The sequence below is a fragment of the Streptomyces sp. NPDC059917 genome, assembly GCF_042730635.1.
Lineage (GTDB): Bacteria > Actinomycetota > Actinomycetes > Streptomycetales > Streptomycetaceae > Streptomyces.
In genome coordinates this window covers 1-22061 of sequence record NZ_JBHWLC010000054.1, presented here as the reverse complement: position 1 = coordinate 22061, position 22061 = coordinate 1, and the positions used below count along the sequence as shown (strand labels likewise).

Sequence of the window (22061 nt, the reverse complement as noted above, 5' to 3'; positions counted from 1 at the left end):
TGGACCCCCGTCGGGCCGACCGGGCGCATGCGGGGCGCGCGGAGGCACGCCGGGGTCGGGGCCGGTAGGGGCCATCATGGAGCCCGACGGTACGGAGCCGACGATAGGAGCTGCAGTGGCAACCGGAACCATCCGCTACTGGGCCGCGGCCAAGTCCGCGGCCAAGACGGCGGAGGAGGCGTACTCGGCGCGGACCCTGGCCGAGGCGCTCGACGCCGTGCGGGAACGCCACCCCGGGGAGCTGAGCCGGGTGTTGCAGCGCTGCTCCTTCCTGGTGGACGAGCAGCCCGTGGGCCTGCGCCCGCACGAGTCCGTCGAGCTGACCGAAGGCGGCACCGTAGAGGTGCTGCCGCCGTTCGCGGGCGGGTGATCCGATGACCACGCCCACGCCGGACGAGCAGCGGCCCGAGCAGCCGCAGCAGCAGGATCCCTTCGCGGATCCGTACGGGACCCAGACCTGGCAGTCGGAGACCTGGGACACCAGTTACCAGCCGGTGCAGCCGCCCGCCCCGGCCCCCGCGCCGCTGGAAGGCATCCCGGGCCAGTCCTGGGCCCAGCCGCAGCAGCCGGTGGCGCCGGAGGGCTGGTTCCGCGACGAGGCGCAGCCCTCGTACCCGGACCCGGCCCAGCAGGCGTACCAGCAGCAGCCGCAGCAGCCCCAGCAGCCGCACCAGTACCAGCAGCAGCCGCAGCAGCGCCTGGGGCAGCACCGCGCGCCCGACCCGGCCCCGGTGGCGGACTGGTCCCACGGCGGCGCCCAGAACGGCCTCCAGGGGGCCGCCCCGGCCGCCCCGGCCGTCCCGTGGCCGGACGGCTCCGGTGCGGGCGCGGCGGCGGAGACGGCGTACCTGCCGCCCTACCGGGAGGAGCCCGCGGCGCACGCGGCCGCGGAGACGGCGTACCTGCCGCCCTACCGCGAGGACGACCAGCACCAGCAGCAGCACCAGCAGCAGCCGTACGTCCCGGCCCCGGCGCCCGCCGCCGAGCCGATGGCGCCGGACGCCTGGTTCCGCGACGACGCGCGGTCCGCGCCGCGGCCCGACGAGCGCGTGGACCCCGGCGCGGACTGGTCCCGGGGCGCCCACGCCGCCGGGGTCGAGGCGGCGGCGGAGCGCACCGCGTACCTGCCGCCCTATCCCGGCGACGCGCAGGAGCGGTCGGCCCCGGCCCACGCCGCTGCCCCGGCCCACGCCGCTGCCGCTGCCGCCGGGACGCCCGCGCCGCCGGCGGGTCCCGGCGCGGAGTACTCGCCGCCGACCCTCGGCGGCAGCACCCGCGTCGTGGATCCCGCGCAGGCCCGCGCCGAGGGGCGCTCACCGATCATCGATCCGGGTCCGCAGTCGGCCGTGCTGACCGCCGCGCTCGGGCTGCTGCTGGCCGGGGCCGCCTTCGGCGGCTCGTACGCGCTGGTGGCCCCGCTCATCGCGCTGCAGGCGCTCACCGCCGCGGGCTGGTTCCGGCTCAACGGCATGTGGCCGGCCCGGCAGGGCATCGCCCTGGCCTTCGCCGGAGCCGTGGCCGCGGACGTCGCCGTGCTCGCGCTGGGGCGTCCGTACGGGCCGGGCGCGATCATCGGGACGCTGGGCGCGTGGGTGCTGCTGACCCTGGTGCTCCAGCTGCGCAGCCACGCGGACCCGGACGAGCGGATGTACGGGCTGATGGCCTCGGTGGCCTCGGCCGCCCTCGCGATCGTCTGCGCCGGGTACCTGGCCGCCGACCCGGCCGCGGTGAGCGTCGGTGCGGCCGCCGTCGCGGTGGCCGTCTTCGCGCGGGCCCTGCCGCTGCCCACGACGCCCTCCGTGGTGGTCTCGCTGGCCGCCGCGGCCGGCGCCGGCATCGCGGTCGGCGGGCTGACCGACATCGGGGTCGGCGGGGCGCTGCTCGGCCTGGCCGCCGGTGTCTGCGCGCTCGTCGGGCTGCGCGTGGCGGCCTACGACTACCCGTCCAAGTTCGTCCACATGACGGCCGGTGTCGCGCTGCCGCTGGCCGCCGCGGCGCCCGCGGTCTACCTGATCGGGCGGGTGGTCGGCTGACGCCCGGCGGATCGCGGGCATGGTCAACTAGAACGCACGTACCGAGAAGTAGGGGGAGTGGAACGTGCGTTTCCTGAAGGTGATCGTGATCCTCGGCGTACTGCTGGGCGGGATCTTCGTGGGGGCCGACCGGCTCGCGGTCGGCTACGCGGAGGACGAGCTGGCCACGAAGGTCCAGGCGGGGCGGGGCCTCGCCGGGGAGAGCAGCGTGGACATCCACGGCTTCCCGTTCCTGACCCAGGTGCTGGACTACCGGCTGGAGCAGGTCGACGTGACGATGCACGGGGTCCAGGCCCCGGGCCCCGACGGCCGCAAGGTCCGGATATCCCAGCTCGACGCGCGCTTCCACGACGTGAAGCTGGACAGCGGCTACACCAGCGGCAAGGCGGCGCGCGCCGACGGCTCCGCGCTCCTCACGTACGCCGACCTCACCGAGGCCTCGCAGAACGGGGTCACCGTGACCTACGGCGGGGCCCCAGGCAAGGTGAAGGTGACCGCGACCGTCGAGGCGCTGGGCAAGACCTTCACGCGCAGCGTGGTCTCCACGATCAGCCTGGTGGACGGGACGACGGTGCGGGTGCGCGCCGACGAGGTGCCGGGTGAGGGCCTGCCCGGGGTCGAGGGCCTGGTGCGCAAGCGGACCGACTTCGACCGGCGGCTCGACGGCGGTCTGCCGGCGGGGCTGAAGCTGTCCGCGCTGACCTCCGACGAGAGCGGCGTGCACCTCACGGTGGCCGGGTCGAACGTGGTGTTGGCCGGATCGTGAGACGGGAAGGTCCGATCCTCAGTCGGATCGGGCCTTCCGTGCTGCTCCGAAGGGGTGCCGGGCCCCTTCCCGAGGGGCTGCGGGAGACGCGGATCCCACTATGCGGACGATCCTGTCTCGAAATATGACACGCCGGTGACAGGGCGGCCGATTCGTCCCTACGATCCATGGCTATGAAGCATCAGCAGGCGGACCTCACGAAGCGACGGGCAGTAGACCTGTGTCGCGTCGCCGCCATGCTCTGTCGCCCTTTCTGAGCGACCCGCTCCCCTTTTCGGCCGCACGACGGCCTCCCGAGCGTGACCCCACCCGCCTCCCGCCCCCTCGCCTCCCCGCGCGGGACGTGTCCGAGCGCACCCGGGTGCACGCCGAACGGTCATCGAACCGGCCGAGCCGCGCCACCGCAGCAGCCCGCACCACCCGCACCGCCCCGCCGCACACTGCCCCGGAGGAGAACACCATGAGCCGCAGCGACGTCCTCGTAGACGCCGACTGGGTCGAGGCCCACCTGAACGACGCGAACGTCGTCGTCGTCGAGGTGGACGAGGACACGTCCGCCTACGACAAGAACCACATCACGAACGCCGTCCGCATCGACTGGCAGCGCGACCTCCAGGACCCGGTGCGCCGCGACTTCGTGGACCAGGAGGGCTTCGAGAAGCTCCTCTCGGCCAAGGGCATCGCCAACGGCGACACGGTCGTCCTCTACGGCGGCAACAACAACTGGTTCGCGTCCTACGCCTACTGGTACTTCAAGCTCTACGGCCACCAGGACGTCCGCCTGCTCGACGGCGGCCGCAAGAAGTGGGAGCTGGACTCCCGCGACCTGGTCGACGGCTCCGACGTCCCGCAGCGTCCGGCCACCGAGTACAAGGCCAAGGCCCAGGACTCCTCCATCCGCGCCTTCCGCGACGACGTCGTGGCCGCGATCGGTGCGAAGAACCTGGTCGACGTGCGCTCGCCCGACGAGTTCAGCGGCAAGCTGCTCGCCCCGGCGCACCTCCCGCAGGAGCAGTCGCAGCGTCCCGGCCACGTGCCGAGCGCCCGCAACATCCCGTGGTCGAAGAACGCCAACGACGACGGCACCTTCAAGTCGGACGAAGAGCTGACGGCCCTCTACGAGGCCGAGCAGGTCGATCTGGCGAAGGACACCATCGCGTACTGCCGCATCGGTGAGCGCTCCGCGCTCACCTGGTTCGTGCTGCACGAGCTGCTGGGCCAGGAGAACGTCAAGAACTACGACGGCTCGTGGACCGAGTACGGCTCGCTGGTCGGCGTGCCGATCGAGCTGGGCGCCAACAAGTAATCCCGTACGGCCTGTAGCAGGACGCGCGTACTACCTCTCTAGGACAGGACAGAGAACATGTGTGGAGCACAGATCGGCGGGCCCTCCCTCGACACGCTCAAGCCGGGCGAGACGGCCATCCAGGGCCAGATCACGCAGGGCGGCGAGCCGGTGTCCGGCTACGTCCGCCTGCTGGACTCGACCGGTGAGTTCACGGCCGAGGTCCCGACCTCCGCGACCGGCCAGTTCCGCTTCTACGCCGCCGAAGGCACCTGGACCCTGCGGGCGCTGGTCCCGGGCGCCAAGGCGGACCGCACCGTCGTCGTCGCCGAGACCGGCGGCGTGACCGACGTGGCCATCGCGGTCTAGTACCGCGGGGCGCGCGCCGAGCGCGCCGCACGACCGGCCGAAGGGCCGCACCCCCGGGGGTTGGACGCCACTGGAACGGGGTGCGGCCCTTCGTGCCGTCCGCGGCCTTCGCGCCGCCCGGATCCGGTTCTATCCTGGGGACATGTACGCCCGGCGTCGGCGCGGCTATTTCCTGCTCATGGGCGGGTGCCTGTTCCTCTTCGTCTCGGCCTGGTCGTGGGTGCGCCTCCTCTCGGTGCCGGCGGCCGTGGCGCTGTGCGTGGTCGCCATGCTGATCCCGCCGGTCGCGGCGATGGCGGCGAACCGGCGCGGCCCGGACGACCGGTGGTGGGACGACCCCTCCGGGGACCCCAAGTCCGACGAGTGGTGGGACGAGCTGGACGGGAAGCGGCGCCGCGAGGACCCGCGGGACGACTGAAACGGTCGATCCATGGCGGAATGATTGATTCCTCGCTATCGAACCGTAATAACAGTGCGTACAACTTCACCCCTGAGATACAAGTCCTCCATGTGCACAGGTGATGCAACCTGTGGCTGCAGTCCTGTGGGGGGACCCTCTCTTGGAACACGAACAGACCATCCCCGAGCCGAGGAAAGAGGGCGAGAACGCCCCGGATCCGGACAGCTCGGAATTTCCGGTGGCAAACACCCCGACCGCTACGCTGAGTGACGTTTCCCGGCGTCGCGGCGGCCGGGCGGTGCTGCTGATCGCCGCCGCGCTGGTGCTCGGCGTCGGCGCCGGGACCGCCACGGGCTACGCCGTCCAGTACGAGCGCCCGCCGACGCCGCTGGGCCCGCTGGCCCAGCAGGGGCTGACCACCCCGAAGCCGATCAAGGCGGACGACTCGACCACGTACCGCTCGATCAACGCGAACCGCTGGGACCGCACGGACGACGACCTCACCAAGATGCTGCTGGAGGCGCCCGCGGGCGCCGCGCAGGTCGAGCGCGGTTACAAGGGCGTCGGCGACTGGGCGGCCGACTGGTTCAACGACCCCGGCCGGGGCCTGCGCTCGATCAACTCGGGCGACGTCCGACGGGTCGCGGTGTCCCACTGGTACGCGGGGGACCGGGTCACGGTGAGCATCACCCTCCTGCAGTTCCGCGACCGCACCGGCGCGGAGGCCTACGCGCGGTCGCAGTCCAGCTACCTGCCGGACACGAAGAAGGGCGCCGGGAACGACGGCGTGCCGCTGCCGGACGGCCTCAAGGGCACCGGCCGCGCCTGGGTGTACTCCAAGGCGCACGAGGAGGCCGGGTACCTGCCGGTCCACGAGGCCCGCGCGATCGCCCGGGTCGGCAACATCGCCATGTACATGGAATACCTCGACAACACGGGGACGATCTCCGAAAAGGACATCGTCGACCTGGCCAAGCGACAGGTGGAGCAGCTGTGACCGAGCCGCGCAACCCGGCCCCGGCCCTCTCCGAGATCACGTTCGACGAGCCCGGCTCCGACCACGGCGTGCCCGCGGGCGCGCCGGAGCCCGCCTTCGCGCAGGAGCAGCTCGCCAGCGCCCGCCCGCCGCGCGCGGTCAACCGCGCGGTCGTGGCCGCCGTCGGCGCCGCGGTGGCGCTCGCGGCCGTCGGGGGCTTCGGCGTCTGGGCCAAGGGCTGGATCGCCGACGCCGACCGCGCCTCCGCCACCGTGTACTGGCAGGAGCAGGACCCCGCCCCGCAGGCCGTGGCGCCCACCCCGCCGGTCGTCTCGCTCGGCGAGCTCGGCGACCGCCTGATCGAGGTGCCGGAGCACTACCGGCCGGGCCCCGACCTGGGCGAGCACAGCAACTTCTTCACCGTGCCGGGCGCCAAGGCCGCCCAGCTCATGAAGGAGAACAACGGCAACCTCCCCGCCGACCGGCGTGCGGAGAGCAACAAGATGATCGACGGGCTCAAGCTCAAGGGCCAGGCCGGACGGACCTTCCGCGACGAGTCAGGGGACGCGGTCGTCGAGATCTCGCTGACCCAGGCGGACCCGCAGGCGGTCAAGCAGTTCGGCGAGTTCACCAAGAAGCTGCTCGAACTGATCGGCGACGACCGGCAGGCGCCCAAGGTCGAGGGGTACCCCGAGGCCAAGTGCGCCCTGCGGTCCGTCGGCGACGACCAGAAGAACGACGAGGGCGAGAAGAAGGCCCCCCTGGAGTCGGTGCTCTGCGCCGCCTCCCAGGGCGACTTCCTGATCAGCTTCCACGCCTACGGCGGCACGCCCTTCGACGCCGCCGCGCAGGTCAAGCTGTTCCGCACCCAGCTCGACCACCTGAAGTCCCCCGGGGAGTCCGCGTGACCGACAAGACCGCCACCGAGACCCTGGCCGCCGCCGGGACCCCCGCGGCCGGGACCCCCGCGGCCGAGACCCCCGCGACCCCGGCCCCGGTCGCGCCGGAGCCCGCGCCCGCGGTCGCGGTCGCGCCCGGAGCCGCCCCGGCCGCGAACCCCTTCGCCGCGCCGGACCTGTCCGCCGCGCCGGAGGCCCCGCGGGACCGCCGCGCGCTCTTCGCCTCCCTGCGCTGGACGGCGGCCGTGCTGGTCTTCGCCGCCACCGCGGCGCTGACGGCGTACGCCGTGGTCGAGCCGGAGCGCACGCGGATCCCGGGCCTGTCGACGCTGGGCGACGGCCGCTGGGACTACCCCGCGATCACCAAGCCCGTGCTGCCCGCGGGAGCCCCGCTGCCCTACGGCCCGGACAACGCCGAGGGCATCCACTACGCGGCGCTGAGCCAGCTCCTGCTGCCCGCTCCGGAGGGCTCCACGCCCGACGAGAGCCTCAAGGCGGACAAGGACGGCATGGTCGCCCAGGACCGCTTCCTCGCCGAGTTCTCCGGGAAGTTCCACGACCGGGTGGTCCAAGGACTCAAGGAGGACGCCGGGCTGCGCCAGATCGCGGGCCGCGGCTGGACCACCCCCGACGGCACCGCCACCCGCGTCTACCTGCTGCGCTTCCACTCCAGCGGCTTCGTGGCCTCCTTCGAGGGCTGCAAGTCCGGCATGGCGCTGCCGGGCGCGGACTCCTTCGACCTGGACTCCGCCTGGTCCAAGGCGCTGATCGGGCAGTCCACGAAGGGGCGGATGGAGCACACCGCGGTCACCACCTTCGTCGAGGAGAAGCCCTACGGTCCGCAGCAGACGAAGGTCGGCTGCATCCAGGCCGGTGACCTCCTCGGCATGGTCATCCAGACGCGGAAGGACGCGGTCGCCGACGTCCCCTTCCACCAGACGGTGGTCCTCCAGGACCAGCTCCTGGAATAGCGCGCGGGACGGGTCCGTCAGCGGTACGGCCTACCTCACACGGTGCCCCGGGGCCCGGGCCAGTAGGCTTGGGCCCCGGCCCGCATTGCCCACCGAACCCAACCGAACCTTCCGAGGAGCACCCCGTGCTTGAGGCAGTCTTCACCTCCCTGCTGGTCCTGGTCTGCGTCGGCGTTCTCGCCTTCAGCGGTCTGGCCGTGAAGAAGCTGTACCAGGGCCAGCGCTGATCGCCTGATCCGCCTGCCCTCCGGAACCCCTCCTCCCACAGATCGCCTGAGCAGCCATTCATGATCCAGATCCCGTCCGACCTGAACCCGGACCTCCTGCCCCTCGCCTTCCTCCTCGGTACCTGGGAGGGCGCGGGCGTCTTCGACTACCCCGGTGAAGAGAAGTGCAACTTCGGCCAGGAGGTCGTCTTCGCCCACGACGGCCGGGACTTCCTGGAGTACTCCTCGCACACGTGGGTCCTCGACGCCGACGGCAAGAAGGTCCGCCCGCTGGAGTCCGAGAAGGGCTACTGGCGCATCGACAAGGAGCGCAAGGTCGAGGTCGTCATGGTCCGCGACCAGGGCGTCGTGGAGATCTGGTACGGCGACCTGGCCGACCAGAAGCCCCAGATCGACCTGATCACCGACGCGGTCGCGCGCACCGCGGCCTCCCGCCCGCACAGCGGCGGCAAGCGGCTCTACGGCTACGTCAAGGGCGACCTGATGTGGGTCGGCGAGAAGGCCACCCCGGAGATCGAGCTGCGCCCGTACATGTCCGCGCAGCTGAAGAAGGTCGTCACGCCCGAGGAGGTCGCCGAGATGGCGCGCAACCTCCCGGACATGCCCGACGACGGCATCGCCTTCTTCCGCTGAGCCCCGCGGGGCACCACGGCGGCTACGCACGGTGAAAGGGGACCGCGGAACCTCCGCGGTCCCCTTCCGCGCGCCTACACTGGGCCCGTGGTGAGCACCGACTGGAAGAGTGACCTGCGCCAACGGGGATACCGCCTGACCCCGCAGCGCCAGCTCGTGCTGGAAGCGGTGGACGTTCTCGAACACGCCACCCCCGACGAGCTCCTCGTGCACGTCCGCAAGACCGCCTCCGGGATCAACATCTCCACCGTGTACCGGACCCTGGAGCTGCTGGAGGAGCTGGGCCTGGTCTCGCACGCCCACCTCGGACACGGGGCGCCGACCTACCACCTCGCCGACCGGCACCACCACATCCACCTGGTCTGCCGGGACTGCACCGGGGTGATCGAGGCGGACGTGGACGTGGCCGCCGACTTCACCGCGAAGCTGCGCGCCGAGTTCGGCTTCGAGACCGACATGAAGCACTTCGCGATCTTCGGGCGCTGCCGCGACTGCACCGCGAAGGCGGCTGCCGCACCGGCACAGGCGCAGTCGTAGGCTGGGGTCCATGACCAGCCCTTTGCTCAATCTTCCCGGTGCAGTGGCGGCAGAAGGCCGTGACGAGGGCGTAGCAGCCCACTACGGAGAGCTGTACGGCGAACAGCGCGCCCTCGCCGACGGCCGCGGCTTCGTGGACCTCTCGCACCGTGGCGTCATCACCGTCTCCGGTCCCGAACGGCTGTCCTGGCTGCACCTGCTGCTCACCCAGCACCTCACCGAACTGCCGGCCGGACAGGCCACCGAGGCGCTGATCCTCTCCGCGAACGGGCACATCGAGCACGCCCTCTACCTGGTCGACGACGGCGAGACGGTGTGGGCGCACGTCGAGCCCGGCACCCAGGAGGCGCTGCTCGCCTACCTGGAGTCGATGAAGTTCTTCTACCGCGTCGAAACCGCCGACCGCACCGGCGACTTCGCCGTCGTGCACCTCCCGGCCGGTTCGACCGCCGAGGTGGCCAAGGAGCACGCCGTACGGGAGACCGCGTACGGCCGCGACGTCTTCCTGCCCCGCGCGGAGCTGGCGGCCTTCGCCGCCGCGCACGGCCCGGCCGCCGGTCTGGACGCCTACGAGGCGCTGCGCGTGGAGGCCCACCGCCCGCGGCTCGGCGCCGAGACCGACCACCGCACGATTCCGCACGAGCTGGGCTGGATCGGCACCGCCGTCCACCTGCAGAAGGGCTGCTACCGGGGGCAGGAGACGGTCGCCCGCGTCCACAACCTGGGGAAGCCGCCGCGCCGCCTGGTCTTCCTGCACCTGGACGGCTCGGACGTCCTGCTCCCGCCGCACGGCACGCCCGTGCGGCTGGCCGCCGACGGCGCGGAGGGCCGCCAGCTCGGCTTCGTCACCACCGCGGTCCGCCACCACGAGCTGGGCCCGATCGCCCTCGCGCTGGTGAAGCGGAACGTCGCGGTGGACGCGCAGCTGCTGGCGGGCACGATCGCGGCCGCGCAGGAGGTCGTCGTGGCGCCGTAGCGCCCCGGCGCCGTCCCCCCGTACCGCCTCAGATGTCGATGACGATGGTGAACGGGCCGTGGTTGGTGAGCGAGACGCGCATGTCCGCACCGAACCGGCCCGTCGCCACCGTCGCCCCGAGGGCCCGCAGTTGGGCGACGACCTCGTCCACCAGCGGCTCGGCGACCGGCCCCGGAGCGGCCGCGTTCCAGGTGGGGCGGCGGCCCTTGCGGGCGTCGCCGTAGAGCGTGAACTGGGAGACCACCAGCAGCGGCGCGTCCACGTCGCTGCAGGACTTCTCCGCCTCCAGGATCCGTACGGACCACAGCTTGCGCGCCAGCAGCGCGGCCTTCTCCGGTGTGTCGTCGTGGGTCACCCCCACCAACACGCACAGTCCCTCACCGACGATCTCGCCGACGGTCTCGCCCGCGACGACGACGCTCGCGCCGTCCACCCTCTGCACCACTGCTCGCATACGACCTGTGTACCAGGCGTGCACCCGTCCGGGGCCGATCGGGTGCAGTGGACCTGCATCCGGACCACGGAGAGTGGCACGATGCTCGCAGGCGGTGCTGCCATGCACCGGTCGAGGGGACGGACACGAACGCATGAACACTTCTGGCACCGGCACGGGCACCGGCACCGACACCTCAGTGACCTCCACGGCAACGTCCACGACGCTCTCCACGGCGACCTCCGTGGCCCGGCCGCCCGCGCAGCGCACCGGCACGGCCACGGCCACCGGGGACCCGCAGCGGCCCGCCGTCTCGCTCGGCCTGCCCGAGCTGCGCGCGCTGCGCCGCGACGCGCAGCGCGACGAGGCCGACCTGAGCTACGTCCGCAGACTCCTGCAGGGCCGGATCGACATCCTGCGCGCCGAACTGGCCCGCCGCACCGATCCCGAGTCCCCCGTCGTCGACCGGCTCTCCGAGATCCTCGCCGACGCCCCCTCCAGCCGCAGCGCCTCCGCGCGCCACGTCACGCTCGGCACCCCGCACAGCGAGGAGTACCGGCTGCTCGCGGCGGAGATGCTGGCCGACGTCGAGCTGTCGGACCTGGGCGCCCGTACGGACGGCGAACTGCACGAGGGCATGGGCAAGCTGGTCCGCTACGAGCAGCAGGTCTCGCGCCGCCGGCAGCAGTTGCAGCACACGGCGGACGACTGCAGCGCGGAGATCACCCGGCGCTACCGGGAGGGCGAGGCGCAGGTCGACGACCTGCTGGTCTGACCCGTGCCGGTCCGACCGGCCGCGCCGCCCCGCCGGTCCGGCGCCGGAAAATGGGGCGACCCGGTGCCGCGGCGCGATTAGCGTGGCCCGTCATGAGCATCGACGTCCGGACCATCGCCGAATCCGAACTGCCCTCGTGGCTGGGCGCCGTGGCGACCGGCTTCCTGACCGCCACGCCGGTCACCGAGTCGGACATCGTCCAGCGCGCCGCGTACACGGACCTCACCCGCACCCAGGGCGCCTTCGACACGGACACCGGCCGCTGCGTGGGCACCTTCCGTTCGTTCGCGCAGCAGATCACCGTGCCGGGCGGCGCGCAGCTGCCCGCGAGCGCGGTCTCCAACGTCACCGTGTCGCCCACGCACCGGCGCCGCGGCCTGCTCGGCCGGATGATGCGCGCCGAGCTCTCCGCCGCCAAGGAGCGCGGCGACGTGCTGTCGACGCTGATCGCCGCCGAGTACCCCATCTACGGCCGCTACGGGTACGGGCCCGCCACCGCCGTCTCGGAGTGGGAGATCGACGTCCCGCGCACCGGACTCGACCCCCGCTGGGCCGCCCCCGCGGACGGCGGCCGGATCGACCTGGTGGACGCCGCCGAGATGCGCCGGGTGGGCCCCGCCGTGCACGAGCGGCTGCGCGCCGCGACGCACGGCGCGATCGACCGTCCGGAGCGCTGGTGGAACCTGGCCACCGGCCTGGAGGAGATCTCCGTCCGCCCCTACAAGCCCCGGTTCTTCGCGGTCTACCGCTCGGCCGCCGGTGAGGTGGAGGGAGTGGTCAGCTACCTGGCGGACGACCACTGGACCGACGCCAAGGTGCCGCTCAACACCGTCGAGGTCAAGGACCTCATCGCGACCACCGTGGCGGCGCAGCGGGCGCTGTGGCACTACCTGTGCTCGATCGACTGGGTGATGAAGGTGCGCACCGGCTACCGGGCCCCGGACGACCTGGTCCCGCTGCTGCTGCCCGACCCGCGCTCCGCCCGCCTGGTGACCGACGCCGACTACCTGTGGGTGCGGCTGCTGGACGTCGCGGCGGCGCTCGGCGCGCGCACGTACGCCGTGCCCGGGAGCCTCGTCCTGGAGGTCACGGACCCGGCCGGGCTCGCCGGCGGCCGCTTCCGGCTGGTCGCGGGGACGGGAGCGGCCGCCTGCGCCCCGACCACCGAGCCCGCGGACCTGCGCCTGGACGTGGCGCGGCTCGGCTCGCTCTACCTGGGCGACGGCTCCGCCGTGCGGTGGGCCGCGCTGGGCGGGATCGAGGAACTGCGCCCCGGGGCGCTGGCCCTGGCGGACGCGGTCTTCCGCACCGCACGGCGACCCTGGTGCCCCGACGTCTTCTGAGCGGCGTCCACGGGGGCCCCGGATGCGTCATAGGGACGACGGACGGCACGAGGACGACGGGCGGCGGGGGAGCGGAGCACGGGATGGACGAGAGCGATCTTGCGGCGGCACGGTTCGAGGAGCAGCGCACGCACCCGCGGGCCGTCGCCCGCCGCATGCTCGGCTCCCCGGCCGAGGCCGAGGACGCCGTCCGGGAGGCCCGGCTGGGGTGGGACCGCTCCGACACGGGCGGGGTGGCCCGGCGGGCGCTCACCTTCCGGCGGCCGTCGCCCTGCGCGCGGCCCGCGCCGGTCGACGGCGCGCCCGGCGCGGTCACGGTGCCCGACGGCAGGCCGGTAGCGGTCACGGGCTTCACGGTCAGCGGCGCCCTCGTCGCCGCGATCGACATCCTGGCGGACCCCGTCCGGCTGGCACACCTCGACGTCGCGGTCCTGGAGGACTGAGCCCTTTGTCTTCGAAGTCTCCGATTCCCCCGCTCCCGTCCCCGCTCCGCTCCCTCGCCGGGGAGGGCCTCGTCGCCGTCCTGCGCGCGGCGGGCTGCGTCTTCGCGGAGGAGGAGGCGGAGCTGCTGCTGGCCGCCGCGGCGGAAGGCGCCGACCTGGCCGCGCTGGTGGCGCGCCGGGTGGCCGGTCAGCCGCTGGAACACGTGGTGGGCTGGGCCGAGTTCTGCGGGCTGCGGATGGAGGTGGGCGCGGGGGTCTTCGTACCGCGCCGCCGCAGCGAGTTCCTGGTGCGCGAGGCCGCGGCCGGGACGCGGGCCGGTGCGGTGGTGCTGGACCTGTGCTGCGGGGTGGGCGCCGTCGGTGCGGCCGTGGCGGCGCGGCTGGGTGGGCGGGACGGCGGGGGCGGGGTGGAGCTGCACGCCGTCGACATCGATCCGGTGGCCGTCTCGTACGCGGCGCGCAACGTGGCGCCGTACGGCGGCCGGGTCTACGCCGGCGATCTCTACGGTCCGCTGCCCACCCGGCTGTTGGGCGCGGTGGACCTGCTGGTCGCGAACGCGCCGTACGTGCCCACGGACCGGATCGCGCTGCTGCCGCCGGAGGCCCGCGAGCACGAACCGCTGGCCACCCTCGACGGCGGCGCGGACGGGGTCGCCGTGCAGCGCAGGGTCGCGGCGGGGGCCCTGCCGTGGCTCGCGCCGGGCGGGCGGCTGCTGATCGAGACCGGCGGGCACCAGGCGCCGCGGACCGCCGAGGCGTTGACGACGGCCGGCTTCGGCGCGGTCGCGGTGGTGTCCTCGGAGGAACTCGAAGCGACCGTGGTCATCGGCACGGCGGCGCTGTAGGGCGGGGGCCCGGGAGTTTGCCGGTGGCGGGGCGAGCGGGTGGAATGCCCGTATGGACACGCAGCGGGACACCGGGCAGGGCGTCGGGCCGGAGGCCGCCGGGTCGGACGCGGCCCCGGGCGGGGCCTCCTCGCGGTACCGGGCCGTCCTGGACGGGGTCGGCCCGCGGCTGCGGCGGCTGCGCGCCCGCCGCGGCCTGACCCTGGCCGCGCTCGCCGCGACGACCGGGATCTCCACGAGCACCCTGTCCCGGCTGGAGTCCGGGCAGCGCCGCCCCGGCCTGGACCTGCTGCTGCCGCTCGCCGACGCGTACGGGGTGCCGCTGGACGACCTGGTGGGTGCGCCGGAGGTGGGGGACCCGCGGGTGCGGCTGACCCCGCGCGCCCTGCCGCACGGCGGAACCTCCGTCGCCCTGTCCCGGAGCCCGGGACCGCTCCAGGCGTTCAAGATGGTCATCACGGACCGGGGCGCCGAACCGGACCTGCGCACGCACGAGGGCTACGAGTGGCTGTACGTCCTGGACGGCCGCCTGCGCCTGGTCCTCGCCGACCACGACCTGGTCCTCGGCCCCGGCGAGGTGGCGGAGTTCGACACCCGCGTGCCCCACTGGTTCAGCAGTGCGGACGGCCGCCCGGTCGAGCTGCTCAGCCTCTTCGGCCGACAGGGCGAGCGCATGCACGTCCGCGCCAAACCCCGGCAGGCACCCGGGGCGCAGGGGGGCCAACCCCCGCCCGCACCGGGCGGTTAGCGGGGTCGTGGCGGGTGGGCGGCCCGGGACATGCTGGTCAGGCCGGTGCGTACCGCCGGATTCCCCACCATCGATCAGGAGTTGGCCCGTGCGTGTGCAGACGTGGCAGAGGTTCCCCTCCCCGCTCGGGGCCGTGCTGGCCGGCGCCGTCCTGGCGCTGTCGGGGCTGGCGTCGCCCGCGGCGATCGCCGCCACCGCCCGCCCGGACTCCGTCCAGCGGGGTCTGGACGCGCTGGTGCGCGAGGACGGCCTGCCCGGGGCGCTGGCGAGCGTCAAGGGGCCGGGCGGGCGCTCGCGTTCGTACACCGCGGGCGTCGGCGACCTGGCCACCGGGGCGCCGGTGCCCGCGGACGGGCAGGTGCGGATCGGCAGCAACACCAAGGCCTTCACCGCGGTGGTCGTGCTGCAACTGGTGGCCGAGGGGAAGGTCGGCCTCGACACCCCGGTCGACGAATACCTGCGGGGGCTGGTGCGCGGCGAGCGGATCGACGGCCGCCGGATCACCGTGCGACACCTGTTGCAGCAGACCAGCGGTCTGCCCAACTACACCGAGTACGACCTCCAGTTGCGCCACTACGAACCCCGCGAACTCGTCGACATCGCCCTGCGGCACGAGGGCCACTTCGAGCCGGGCCGGAAGTGGGAGTACAGCAACACGAACTACGTGCTGGCCGGCATGATCGTCGAGGCGGTCACCCACCGGCCGATCGGCGAGGAGATCGACCGGCGCGTCATCCGGCCCGTCGGGCTGCGCCACACCTACTTCCCCGCCTCCGGCGACATCACCATCCGGGAGCCCCACCCCAAGGGTTACGACCGGGAGGCCGCGGGCGCCCCGCCGCGCGACGTCACGGAGATGGACCCCTCCTGGGCCTGGGCGGCGGGCGGGCTGATCTCCACCAACGCGGACCTCAACCGCTTCTACGGCGCGCTCCTCTCCGGCGACCTGCTGCCGAAGGCCCAACTGGACCAGATGCGGACCACGGTCTCCGCCGAGTTCTTCGGCCCCGGCGCCCGCTACGGCCTGGGCCTCGCGAGCTTCCCGCTGTCGTGCGGCGGCGTCTACTGGGGCCACGGCGGCAGCTTCCCGGGGTACGAGACCCGCGGCGGCGTCACCGCCCGGGGCCGCGCCGCGAACATCGCGGTGACCGCGCAGCCGACCGACAAGGCCACCATCGACCGCATGGCCACCCTGGTCGACACGGCCCTGTGCCAACGCTGACCGGCCGGGCCGTCGTCCGCCGCGATATCGGTGCGATATGCGGGCTTCGTAGCGTCCCTTCGGCGGTGCGCATCGGCACGGCCACGACGAAAGGACGCAACGGCATGCGCAAGCTCACGACCCTCGCCACCGCAACCACCGGCGCCGCGCTCGTGCTGGCCGTCGGCGCGGGCACCGCCTCCGCCGACTCGGTCATCTCCGCCCCCTGGGACACGAGCGTCACCGGTGCGAGCAGCACCGGCACGGTCAGCACCGCGTGGGTGAACAACGCGGGCACGGTGACGGCGAAGGGCACCCTCAAGGTCACGGACCCCAAGGCCTGTTACACGGTCTCGGTCGGCGTCGGCTTCATCGGCAAGCCGCGCGGTCCCCAGATCTGGGTCAAGGCACCGCAGAAGCAGTGCGGCCCCGGCACGATCGACGTGTCCGCCACGATGGGCCCGTACACCTTCTGGGACGGCCCCTGGGTCCGCATCTGCAAGGACGGCGACACCACCACGGCCTGCAAGGGCTGACGCCGCCGAGCGCGGTACGGGGCGGACACCGCCAGGGCCCACCCCGTACCGCACCCCCGCCGCCCCCGCCTCACGCCATGGTGACGCCCATGCCCCTTTGGGCCAGGGTCTCGACGACCGCGCCGAACAGGTCGTAGGGCCGGCCGTCCGGCGTCAGGGCGTGGGACAGGTGCCGTCGGGCGGTCGCGGCGTCTCGCCACAGCAGGGTGGCGGGGGCGGTGTGGCCGAAGGCGCCGCTCAGGCAGTCGTCGAGGCCGGCGAGAGAGCTGCCGAAGTATCCGCCGGGCCCGTTGACGGCCTCGCCGAGCGCCAGGTAGAGGGCTGGTTCATCGGTGACGTGCCGGCCGTCGAGTACATAGGAGTGCCCGGCCGGACGGTCGCGGTGGGTGCGTCGGCAGCCCCGCTCCCGGACGAGATCGCGCCAGGCGCCGCGGCGGCGGGTGTCGAGGCCGGCCCAGGCGTTCACGGCGTCCGGCGGCCCGGAGAGCCACCGTTCCCAGACGGGCCGGGCGTGTTCGGGAACGGGCGTGAAGCGGTCCCCGTCGAGCTCCAGGTCGATCAGGTCCCCTCCGCGGGCGGACGGACGCCAGCCGCTGACCGTGGCCTGCTGCAGGAGCCGATCGGTGAGCGGCTCACCCGCGCCGTCGCGCACCTCCAGGGCCGCCTCCCCCAGATCCAGCGCCCGCCGGGTGCCCTTCGCCAGCGCCGCCCTGAGCCGGTCGCTCGGGGCGAGCCCCCGCAGGATCAGCGGGGGCGGCGGCTGCTCGGGCGGCAGGACGCGGGCGAACTCCCGGCAGGAGCCCAGCCAGCGGTGCCCGTCGTGCAGGCGTACGCGCCCCCGGTGCCCTTCGGGTGGGCCCAGGTAGTCGTCCGTGCCGGTGAGCAGCAGACCGTCCGCCCCGGGGAGGCGGTGCTCCACGCTCTGCGCGTCCTCCAGCAGCCAGGCGTCGAGCGCCTCGTCGTCCGGCACCAGCCACACCTGCTCGCCGACCCAGGCGGGCGCGCCGCGATCCTGCGGAACCCACCCCCGCAGTTCGTACGTCTCGCGCCCGGACTCCCCGAAGAGTCCCTCCACCTCGCCGCAGGCGCCCCAGACCCGCCCGTGCTCGGTCCCGGTCCGGGTCCCGGTCAGCGTGTACCGCGCGCTCACGCGCTCGTTCTCGTCCTCGTGCACGGTGGCCATCATCCCCGGGCCGCCCACCATCGATCACGCCCCGCCCCCGCGGTCGGCGGTGGGGCGGGTGGGAGTTATTGCAAGCAGCTGCTTGCAATAGTTAGCAGAGTGCGGCAGGATCGGGGCATGGCATCGCTCAACGTCGGGAACCTCGGCGAGTACCTCCGCGAGCAGCGGCGGCAGGCTCAGCTCTCGCTGCGGCAACTGGCCGATGCGGCGGGGGTGTCCAATCCGTACCTCAGCCAGATCGAGCGCGGGCTGCGCAAGCCGAGCGCGGACATCCTGCAGCAGCTGGCCAAGGCGCTGCGGATCTCCGCGGAGACGCTGTACGTGCAGGCCGGGATCCTCGACGAGCGAGACCGCGACGAGGTGGAGACGCGCGCCGTCATCCTCGCCGACCCGTCGATCAACGAGCGGCAGAAGCAGGTCCTGCTGCAGATCTACGAGTCGTTCCGCAAGGAGAACGCGCTCGACGCCGAGGCCGAGGCCACGGCGGCAGCGGGCTCCGGCTCCGGCTCCGGCCCCGACGACGCGATGCCCCACACGAACTGAACTGTGATCCGGGAGGACCAGCACATGGCCATCGCCGATGACCTGAAGAAGACCCTCACCGACCCGACCCCGCTCTACTTCGCCGCCGGTACCGCGGACCTCGCGGTGCAGCAGGCCAAGAAGGTGCCCGGGCTCATCGAGCAGCTGCGCGCCGAGGCCCCCGCGCGGATCGAGGCCGTGAAGAACACCGACCCGAAGGTCGTGCAGGACAAGGCGCGCGAGGCCCAGGAAGCGGTGACCGCCAAGGTCGCCGAGGTCCTCGGGGCCTTCGACCCGAAGAAGCTCGGGGAGAGCGCGCAGGACCTGGCGCTGCGCGGGGTGGGCGTCGCGGCGGAGTACGCGGTGCGCGCCAAGGAGACCTACGACAAGGTCGCCGAGCACGGCGAGCAGGCCGTGCGCGCCTGGCGCGGCGAGGTCTCCGAGGAGATCGTCGACATCGCCGAGATCGTCGAGCCGGAGCCCGCGCCCGCCCCCGTGGCCGTGGTCGTCGCCCCGGCCGAGCCGGTCGACGACGCGCCCGCCGGTGAGGACAAGCCCGCCGCGAAGCGGACCTCCGCGCGCAAGAGCACGGCCAAGAAGGCCGCCGCCGCGCCGGACGACGCCAGCTGAGGCAGCCCGACCGGGGCGCCCGCGGCGCCGCGGGCGGTACGCGGTACCCCGGACGCATGACACGGACCGGACCGGGCACCTTTGCCGGGGCCCGGTCCGTTGTCCTTCCACGAGGTCGCTCAGCCGGTAGCGTGGCGACGGGGGCGTTCTGACGCAAGCACGCGCGAGAAGGCGGTCGATTCGATGTTGATGCAGGGTTTCAACAATGAGGTGCTCCCCCTGCTGGGTTACGCCATGTTGGCGCTCGCCGTCGCGGCGTTCGTCCTCGCGCTGCTGCCCCGCGAGGACGCCTACCGGGCCGCCAACAAGCAGACCAAGACCTTCTGGCTCGTGATCCTCGGCGTCACGGTCGTGGTGGACTTCTTCCTCGCCCTGCTGTTCCTGCAGATCGCCGGGCTGGTCGCGACCATCGTCTTCTTCGTCGACGTACGCCCCGCCGTCAGGCAGGTCTCGGGCGGCGGGAAGCGCAAGGGCGGCAGCAGCAGCGACGGCCCGTACGGCCCCTACAACGGCGGCCGCTAGCCACCACCGCCGCGCCGCCGCGACCGCCGCCGTCAGCCGGCCGTGCGGTCCAGGCGGTCCAGGAGCACGACGGCGACGTCGTCGGTGAGCTCGCCGCCGTTGAGGCGGCGGGCCTCGGTGACGGCCGCTTCCAGCAGGCCCTCGCCGCGCAGGCCGCGGCCGAGGTGCCGGTTGATCATCTCGACCATGCCGTCCTGGCCGAGGCGCTCGCGCCCGGCGCCGATCCGCCCCTCGATCAGGCCGTCCGTGTAGAGCATCAGGCTCCAGGTGCCGCCGAGCTCGACCTGGCGGCGGGGCCAGCGGGCCCGCGGCAGCAGTCCCAGTGCCGGGCCGCTGTCGTCGTAGGGGAGCAGCCGTGCGGGGCGGCCCGGCCCGGATATGAGCGGGGCCGGATGGCCCGCGAGGCACAGCCCCGCGCGGCGCCCGTCCGGGGAGATGTCCACGGTGCACAGGGTCGCGAAGATCTCCTCGCAGGGACGTTCCACCTCCAGGACCTCCTGGAGCGTCGCCAGCAGATCGTCCCCGCACAGACCCGCCAGCGTCAGCGCGCGCCAGGCGATGCGCAGCTCCACGCCGAGGGCCGCCTCGTCCGGGCCGTGGCCGCACACGTCGCCGATCATCGCGTGGACGGTGCCGTCGGGGGTGCGGACGGTGTCGTAGAAGTCGCCGCCGAGCAGGGCCCGGCTGCGGCCCGCGTGGTAGCGGGCGGCGAAGCGCAGGTCCGAGCCCTCCAGCAGGGGGTGGGGGAGCAGGCCGCGTTCCAGGCGGGCGTTCTCCTGGGCGCGCAGCCGGGATTCGGCCAGCTTGTACTGGGCGATGTCGGCGCGTTTTCGCTCCACCGCGTAGCGGATGGCGCGGCTCAGCAGCCGCCCGTCCAGCTCGCTGCCGAAGAGGAAGTCCTGGGCGCCGACGCGGACCGCCTCGGCGGCCCGCTCGGCGTCGGCCTCGGCGGTCAGGACCAGGACGGCGTGGCGCGGGGCCATGCGCAGCACCTGGCGCAGGGTCGCGAGCTCGTCGTCCACCGGGTCGGCGCCGCCGCCGGGCAGGGACAGGTCGAGCAGGATGCAGTGCACGTCATGGGTGAGCAGCCGCTCCGCCTCGGTGAGGTTGCGGGCGGTGCGGATGCGGATGCGGTGGCCGTCGGAGTCGAGGATCTCGGGCACGGTGAGACCGGCCGGGTCGTCCTGGATCACCAGCAGCGTCAGGGCCTGCGGGCCGGCGGGCTGGGCCGCTCCCGAAGGGGTCGCGCCGAGGCGGTCCGCCGCGGTGCGGGGCGTCCCCGGGTGCGCGGCGCCGCCGGACGGGGGCGTACCGGTCTCGGGCGTGCCGGACCGGGCCGTGCCGCCCGGCTGGGGCGGTACGACGGCGTACGTGGCGGGCGGGCGGGCCTGACCGCTTTCCGCGGGCGGGGTGTCCCTCTGCCGCGGTACGGATGCGGGCATCGTCTCCGGTTCCTTCCCTCCCCCCGAGGGTGCGCTCGTGCGCCCCGACCCTAGCGGTCCCCGCCCGGCACGTGAATGGTGTGGCCGGCGGCCGCCCCCGGCATATGCCCTTATCGCGTGGGATGGCCCGTCCTGGGATGACCAACGTCACCTCGCGGCGCGCCCGCGTCCCGCCGACCGGGACCGGCGCCGCGGGGAAGCGGAACCGTGCCCGCGGGCTCCACCCCACCCGGGACCGGAGCCCCCACCACAACCGGAACCGCCCCGGACCGACAGCCGCGCCCGGATCCGTGCCCGGCTCCCGCGCCCGGCTCCCGCGCCCGCTACGCGTCCGGCCGGACGATCGCCTTGATCGGCATCGAGCCCGCGCCCGCGATCGTGATGTTGCGCCCCGTGCGGGGCGCGTGCACCATCGCGCCGTCCCCGATGTACATGGCGACGTGGCTCGCGTCGTCGAAGTAGATGATCAGGTCGCCCGGCCGCATGTCCTTCACCGCGACCTTCGGCAGCAGCCGCAGCTGCTCCTGCGAGGTCCGGGGGATCGGCCGGCCCGCCGCCAGCCACGCCTGGGAGGTGAGGCCGGAACAGTCGTAGGTGGACGGGCCCACGGCGCCCCACTCGTACGCCTTGCCGATCTGGGCGGTGGCGTACTGGATCGCCTTCTTCCCCGCCTCCGAGGCCGTGCCGTTGATGTCCTTGAGCGCGCCGGTGGACAGCCAGGCGGTCTGCGCCTTGTACTGCTCCTCCTGCTCCAGCTGGAGGAGCCGGGCCTTCTCCTCGGCCTGGAGCTTGCTCTCCAGCTCCTCGGCGGCCTTGATCTTCTGCTCGATCTCCTTCTTGGCGTTCTCCTGCTTGACCCGGTTGGCTTCCAGGGTCTGCCAGTGGGCGCTCGCGTCCGCCGCGTACTGCTGGAGGTCCGCCTGGGTCCGGGACAGCTCGGAGAGCGTGTCCGAGGCGGCCTTCTCGCCCTGGCGCAGCCGGTCGGCGCCGTTCAGGAACATGCTGGGGCTGTTGCTCAGGGCCAGCTGCGCGCCCGGCGGCAGGCCGCCCGAGCGGTACTGGGCGCGGGCCGCGGCGCCCGCGCGGTTCTTGAGCGTCGCGATCCGCTCCTGACCGGCGACCACCTGCTTGGCGATCTCGACGATCTTGTCGGACTGGGTCTTGGCCTCGCCCACCGCGAGGTTGTAGGCGTCCGTGGCGGTGCCCGCCTGGCGGTACAGCGCCTCTATCTCCTTGTGGACCTGCTCCAGCGACTTGGCCCCCGGCTCGGGAGCGGCCGGAGCGCCCGGCGCGGCGGGGGCCGCCGGGGCGGCCGGGGCGGCGGGGGCGGCCGGGGCGGCCGCTGTCTCTTATACACATCTCCGAG

Annotated in this window: 26 protein-coding genes and 1 pseudogene; 23 read left to right on the top strand and 4 right to left on the bottom strand. The window is 73.6% G+C overall.

Annotation, left to right across the window (positions count from 1 at the left end; translation table 11 throughout):
• Positions 1 to 115: 115 nt before the first annotated feature.
• The 13 genes from ACFWAR_RS27180 to ACFWAR_RS27120 all read left to right on the top strand — a co-directional run bounded on the left by ACFWAR_RS27180 (position 116) and on the right by ACFWAR_RS27120 (position 10072).
• Entirely contained in the window at positions 116 to 370 is a 255-nt protein-coding gene (locus ACFWAR_RS27180; RefSeq protein ID WP_385782265.1) for a MoaD/ThiS family protein, read from the top strand.
• 4 nt (positions 371 to 374) lie between these two features.
• Positions 375 to 2033: a hypothetical protein gene (locus tag ACFWAR_RS27175; protein ID WP_385782262.1), complete on the top strand. Its 1659-nt coding sequence runs from the start codon at positions 375 to 377 to the stop codon at positions 2031 to 2033.
• A gap of 64 nt (positions 2034 to 2097) precedes the next feature.
• Complete coding sequence (locus ACFWAR_RS27170; RefSeq protein WP_385782259.1) at positions 2098 to 2799, top strand: DUF2993 domain-containing protein; 702 nt, start codon at positions 2098 to 2100, stop codon at positions 2797 to 2799.
• Positions 2800 to 2966: 167 nt separating this feature from the next.
• Positions 2967 to 3056 (top strand): Ms5788A family Cys-rich leader peptide, encoded by a 90-nt coding sequence (locus ACFWAR_RS27165; protein WP_356413286.1) that lies wholly within the window; start codon positions 2967 to 2969, stop codon positions 3054 to 3056.
• Positions 3057 to 3259: 203 nt separating this feature from the next.
• On the top strand, positions 3260 to 4105 hold the full coding sequence (locus ACFWAR_RS27160) for a sulfurtransferase (RefSeq protein WP_385782257.1): 846 nt from the start codon (positions 3260 to 3262) through the stop codon (positions 4103 to 4105).
• Between the two features lie 57 nt (positions 4106 to 4162).
• Positions 4163 to 4453, top strand: a complete 291-nt coding sequence (locus ACFWAR_RS27155; RefSeq protein WP_330331710.1) for a DUF1416 domain-containing protein — start codon at positions 4163 to 4165, stop codon at positions 4451 to 4453.
• Positions 4454 to 4523: 70 nt separating this feature from the next.
• The gene (locus ACFWAR_RS27150) at positions 4524 to 4871 is read left to right on the top strand and encodes a DUF3099 domain-containing protein (protein ID WP_385782361.1); all 348 of its coding nucleotides are present in this window, start codon (positions 4524 to 4526) and stop codon (positions 4869 to 4871) included.
• A 220-nt stretch (positions 4872 to 5091) separates the two neighbouring features.
• The gene (locus ACFWAR_RS27145) at positions 5092 to 5850 is read left to right on the top strand and encodes a hypothetical protein (RefSeq protein ID WP_385782253.1); all 759 of its coding nucleotides are present in this window, start codon (positions 5092 to 5094) and stop codon (positions 5848 to 5850) included.
• A complete protein-coding gene (locus ACFWAR_RS27140; RefSeq protein ID WP_385782250.1) occupies positions 5847 to 6737 on the top strand; it encodes a hypothetical protein in 891 nt (296 codons plus the stop codon). Before ACFWAR_RS27145 ends, ACFWAR_RS27140 begins: the two co-directional genes overlap by 4 nt.
• Complete coding sequence (locus tag ACFWAR_RS27135) at positions 6734 to 7699, top strand: hypothetical protein (RefSeq protein ID WP_385782247.1); 966 nt, start codon at positions 6734 to 6736, stop codon at positions 7697 to 7699. The genes ACFWAR_RS27140 and ACFWAR_RS27135 overlap by 4 nt, the downstream gene beginning before the upstream one ends.
• A 287-nt stretch (positions 7700 to 7986) precedes the next feature.
• On the top strand, positions 7987 to 8559 hold the full coding sequence (locus ACFWAR_RS27130; RefSeq protein ID WP_385782244.1) for an FABP family protein: 573 nt from the start codon (positions 7987 to 7989) through the stop codon (positions 8557 to 8559).
• 87 nt (positions 8560 to 8646) lie between these two features.
• Positions 8647 to 9096: a Fur family transcriptional regulator gene (locus ACFWAR_RS27125; RefSeq protein ID WP_385782242.1), complete on the top strand. Its 450-nt coding sequence runs from the start codon at positions 8647 to 8649 to the stop codon at positions 9094 to 9096.
• A 10-nt stretch (positions 9097 to 9106) separates the two neighbouring features.
• Entirely contained in the window at positions 9107 to 10072 is a 966-nt protein-coding gene (locus ACFWAR_RS27120; RefSeq protein WP_385782239.1) for a YgfZ/GcvT domain-containing protein, read from the top strand.
• A 28-nt stretch (positions 10073 to 10100) separates the two neighbouring features.
• Here ACFWAR_RS27120 and dtd read toward each other — a convergent pair whose 3' ends face one another.
• A complete protein-coding gene (gene dtd / locus ACFWAR_RS27115) occupies positions 10101 to 10526 on the bottom strand; it encodes a D-aminoacyl-tRNA deacylase (RefSeq protein WP_354381185.1) in 426 nt (141 codons plus the stop codon).
• Between the two features lie 133 nt (positions 10527 to 10659).
• Here dtd and ACFWAR_RS27110 point away from each other — a divergent pair, with 133 nt between their 5' ends.
• The 7 genes from ACFWAR_RS27110 (at position 10660) to ACFWAR_RS27080 (ending at position 16396) form a co-directional block, all read left to right on the top strand.
• Positions 10660 to 11280 carry an AmfC protein gene (locus ACFWAR_RS27110; protein WP_385782236.1) on the top strand — a complete coding sequence of 207 codons (621 nt, stop codon included), beginning with the start codon at positions 10660 to 10662 and terminating at the stop codon, positions 11278 to 11280.
• A 92-nt stretch (positions 11281 to 11372) separates the two neighbouring features.
• The gene (locus ACFWAR_RS27105) at positions 11373 to 12623 is read left to right on the top strand and encodes a GNAT family N-acetyltransferase (protein ID WP_385782233.1); all 1251 of its coding nucleotides are present in this window, start codon (positions 11373 to 11375) and stop codon (positions 12621 to 12623) included.
• A gap of 83 nt (positions 12624 to 12706) precedes the next feature.
• The gene (locus ACFWAR_RS27100) at positions 12707 to 13066 is read left to right on the top strand and encodes a hypothetical protein (RefSeq protein WP_385782230.1); all 360 of its coding nucleotides are present in this window, start codon (positions 12707 to 12709) and stop codon (positions 13064 to 13066) included.
• Between the two features lie 5 nt (positions 13067 to 13071).
• Entirely contained in the window at positions 13072 to 13911 is an 840-nt protein-coding gene (locus ACFWAR_RS27095; RefSeq protein ID WP_385782227.1) for a putative protein N(5)-glutamine methyltransferase, read from the top strand.
• A 52-nt stretch (positions 13912 to 13963) separates the two neighbouring features.
• Positions 13964 to 14659, top strand: a complete 696-nt coding sequence (locus ACFWAR_RS27090; RefSeq protein WP_385782224.1) for a helix-turn-helix domain-containing protein — start codon at positions 13964 to 13966, stop codon at positions 14657 to 14659.
• An 88-nt stretch (positions 14660 to 14747) separates the two neighbouring features.
• The gene (locus tag ACFWAR_RS27085) at positions 14748 to 15881 is read left to right on the top strand and encodes a serine hydrolase domain-containing protein (protein WP_385782221.1); all 1134 of its coding nucleotides are present in this window, start codon (positions 14748 to 14750) and stop codon (positions 15879 to 15881) included.
• Positions 15882 to 15985: 104 nt separating this feature from the next.
• Positions 15986 to 16396, top strand: a complete 411-nt coding sequence (locus ACFWAR_RS27080; protein ID WP_385782218.1) for a hypothetical protein — start codon at positions 15986 to 15988, stop codon at positions 16394 to 16396.
• Positions 16397 to 16466: 70 nt separating this feature from the next.
• Here the strand turns inward: ACFWAR_RS27080 and ACFWAR_RS27075 are convergent, their stop codons facing one another.
• Positions 16467 to 17582 (bottom strand): barstar family protein, encoded by a 1116-nt coding sequence (locus ACFWAR_RS27075; RefSeq protein WP_385782214.1) that lies wholly within the window; start codon positions 17580 to 17582, stop codon positions 16467 to 16469.
• A 114-nt stretch (positions 17583 to 17696) separates the two neighbouring features.
• Here ACFWAR_RS27075 and ACFWAR_RS27070 point away from each other — a divergent pair, with 114 nt between their 5' ends.
• From ACFWAR_RS27070 to ACFWAR_RS27060, 3 genes are all read left to right on the top strand, one after another.
• Positions 17697 to 18122, top strand: coding sequence for a helix-turn-helix domain-containing protein (locus ACFWAR_RS27070; protein ID WP_385782212.1), 426 nt, complete (start codon positions 17697 to 17699; stop codon positions 18120 to 18122).
• 24 nt (positions 18123 to 18146) lie between these two features.
• Positions 18147 to 18731, top strand: coding sequence for a hypothetical protein (locus ACFWAR_RS27065; RefSeq protein WP_385782210.1), 585 nt, complete (start codon positions 18147 to 18149; stop codon positions 18729 to 18731).
• Positions 18732 to 18914: 183 nt separating this feature from the next.
• Positions 18915 to 19253: a DUF2516 family protein gene (locus ACFWAR_RS27060; protein ID WP_385782207.1), complete on the top strand. Its 339-nt coding sequence runs from the start codon at positions 18915 to 18917 to the stop codon at positions 19251 to 19253.
• A 32-nt stretch (positions 19254 to 19285) separates the two neighbouring features.
• On the opposite strand, the gene ACFWAR_RS27055 is transcribed toward ACFWAR_RS27060, so the two are convergent.
• Both ACFWAR_RS27055 and ACFWAR_RS27050 read right to left on the bottom strand, forming a co-directional pair.
• Entirely contained in the window at positions 19286 to 20695 is a 1410-nt protein-coding gene (locus ACFWAR_RS27055; protein ID WP_385782204.1) for a SpoIIE family protein phosphatase, read from the bottom strand.
• A gap of 323 nt (positions 20696 to 21018) precedes the next feature.
• Positions 21019 to 22035 (bottom strand): annotated as a pseudogene (locus tag ACFWAR_RS27050) (NlpC/P60 family protein); the annotation flags it as partial.
• Positions 22036 to 22061 lie beyond the last annotated feature (26 nt).